The sequence below is a fragment of the Halomonas sp. OfavH-34-E genome, assembly GCF_024124525.1.
GTDB lineage: Bacteria > Pseudomonadota > Gammaproteobacteria > Pseudomonadales > Halomonadaceae > Halomonas > Halomonas litopenaei.
The window spans coordinates 1-2145 of record NZ_JAMXRY010000114.1; the positions used below are offsets into that span (position 1 = coordinate 1).

General features: G+C 60.7%; 2 protein-coding genes. Both read right to left on the reverse strand.

The features are described 5' to 3' along the window. Positions 1-56 precede the first annotated feature (56 nt). A complete protein-coding gene (gene istB, locus NH448_RS23345) occupies positions 57-863 on the reverse strand; it encodes an IS21-like element helper ATPase IstB (protein ID WP_253029587.1) in 807 nt (268 codons plus the stop codon). Further along, on the reverse strand, positions 860-2041 hold the full coding sequence (gene istA / locus NH448_RS23350; RefSeq protein ID WP_253029588.1) for an IS21 family transposase: 1182 nt from the start codon (positions 2039-2041) through the stop codon (positions 860-862). Before istA ends, istB begins: the two co-directional genes overlap by 4 nt. Positions 2042-2145 lie beyond the last annotated feature (104 nt).

Sequence of the window (2145 nt, forward strand, 5' to 3'; positions counted from 1 at the left end):
TGTCAACGTCAGTGAAGTTTGTCCGGATTTCATCAATTCAGATTGTCCGGTTTTTATCAGTGCTCTTTCATCGGAACTACGTCAGGGTCGTGTGGGGGCGCGTCCTCCTTCGTGGCGGGGGGTGTCACCAGCCCGGCTCGGCGCTTGTCCTTCAGCCGGTAGCTCTCGCCTTTGATGTTCAACGTGGTCGAGTGATGTAGCAGCCGATCCAAAATCGCCGTGGCAATGACCTGATCACCGAAGATCTCACCCCAGTCCATGAACGACTTGTTCGAGGTGATGAGGGTGCTGGCTCGCTCGTAGCGTCGGTTGATCAGACGGAAGAACAGGCTGGCTTCCTCGCGTGTCATCGGTAGATAGCCCATCTCGTCGAGCACCAGCACTTTGGGGTAGGTCAGCTGCTGGAGCTGCCGGTCCAGGCGATTCTCCTGCCGTGAGCGCACCAGAGTGCTGACCAGGCGATCCAGGGTCATGAACAGTACCCGATGGCCGGCTTCGGCAGCTTTCACGGCCAGGGCGACGGCGAGGTGGGTTTTTCCCACGCCGGGCGGCCCAAGTAGCACCACGTTTTCGCTACGTTCGACAAAGCCCAGGCCGGCCAGGTCGCGCACGATCTTGTGGTCAATGCTGGGCTGAAAGCTGAAGTCAAACTGCTCCAGGGTCTTGATCCAAGGGAGCCGAGCCTGCTTCAGCCGAGACTCCAGACCCTTCTGGTGGCGCCCGCCCCACTCCTGGGCGAGCGCTTGCTCAAGGAACTCACGATAATTCAGGTCCTGCTTGCTGGCGTGCTCGCAGAGGCTATCAAGCGAGGCCTGGAGGTGATCCATCTTCAGACGATGGAGTAGCTGATCGAGCATCATCACAGCACCTCCTCGTAGACCCGCAGGTCACGCTGCTGCACCGACAGGGTCTGCTGCCATAAAGCCGCATGATGCTCCGGCACCGTGCGCCATCCGGCCTGTGGCGCTTGCAGGCGGTGTTGGGCGATGGCATCACCCGCCGGCGAGTAGACGGTCAATTCATCATCGAGGCTCAGTCGGATGACTACGGCTTGGCCACAGTAGGTCTCCGGGACGCTGTAGCGGTTGCCACGGACCTCAATGTAGCCGTCCCAGCCGACCTGGCGCAGGTCGTGGTAACGGGTATCGAAGTCTGTTGCCGGCAGCGCCTGGAGAGCTGCCACCTCGGCAGCAAAGCGTTCCGCTGGGGTTTGTCGGAACTGCCGCAGTGGCCGCTGATCGGCCACTCGCTCCAGCCATCGCTGGAGCAACTGGTTCAGATGGGAAAGGCTCTCGAACTGCCGGTAGCGCTGGAAGAAGTGCTGCTTCACGTAGCCCACCATGCGCTCGGTCTTGCCCTTGGTGCGCGGGCGCTGCGGTCGGCATGCCTTCGGCGCAAACCCATAGTGGTTGGCCAGTTGCAGGAAACCGGCATTAAAAATCACGCGGTGGTCTCGGTCGTGCTTCAGCACTGCCGCTTTCTGGTTATCGACGAGTACCGTACGTGGTGCGCCGCCAAAGTGGCGGAAGGCCTGTACTAAGGCCTCGTAGGTGTGTTCGGCATCCTGGCTGGTGGCCGCCCAGACATGGAAACGCCGCGAATAACCCAGCGTGTTGACCGCGAAACTGACCTTACAACGCTGGCCAGCGATCACCGTCTCGATTTCGCCCCAGTCGTGCTGGAGCTGGAAGCCGGGAGGGGTCTCGAAGCGCACCGTCTGCTTGCTCGGCCGCAGCGCTCGCTTGGGTTGGATGTACATCCGCACGATAGTGACACCGCCGGTATAGCCTTGCTCACGGATCAGCTGGAAGATCACCTCGGCGTTCCAGACGTTGTCAGCCAGCAGCTGGTCGATGATCGGCTTGTAGGGATCCAGCTTGCTGGCTCGCGGTCTCACCGGTCGCCCGCTGGGAGCCTCATCTCGGGCCAAGTGGCGCCGCACGGTGCGTTCACAACAGCCAATCTGGTGTGCAATGTCCACGAGGTGGGCGCCTCGCTGATGAAGTTGCCTTATCATGAGAAAGTCCTCTCGGCTTAGCATGGCCAGTTCTCTTGGAGGCTTCGTCACCAACAAGAGAAGGCCATGCGGGTCGGGGGGACAATCTATTTTGATGATCTACGGACTTATAGCTCCGGCGTCGACAC

Excerpts from the sequence above, each read along its gene's own strand:
- istA (WP_253029588.1), bottom strand. The coding sequence starts at position 2,041 with ATGCTAAGCCGAGAGGACTTTCTCATGATAAGGCAACTTCATCAGCGA.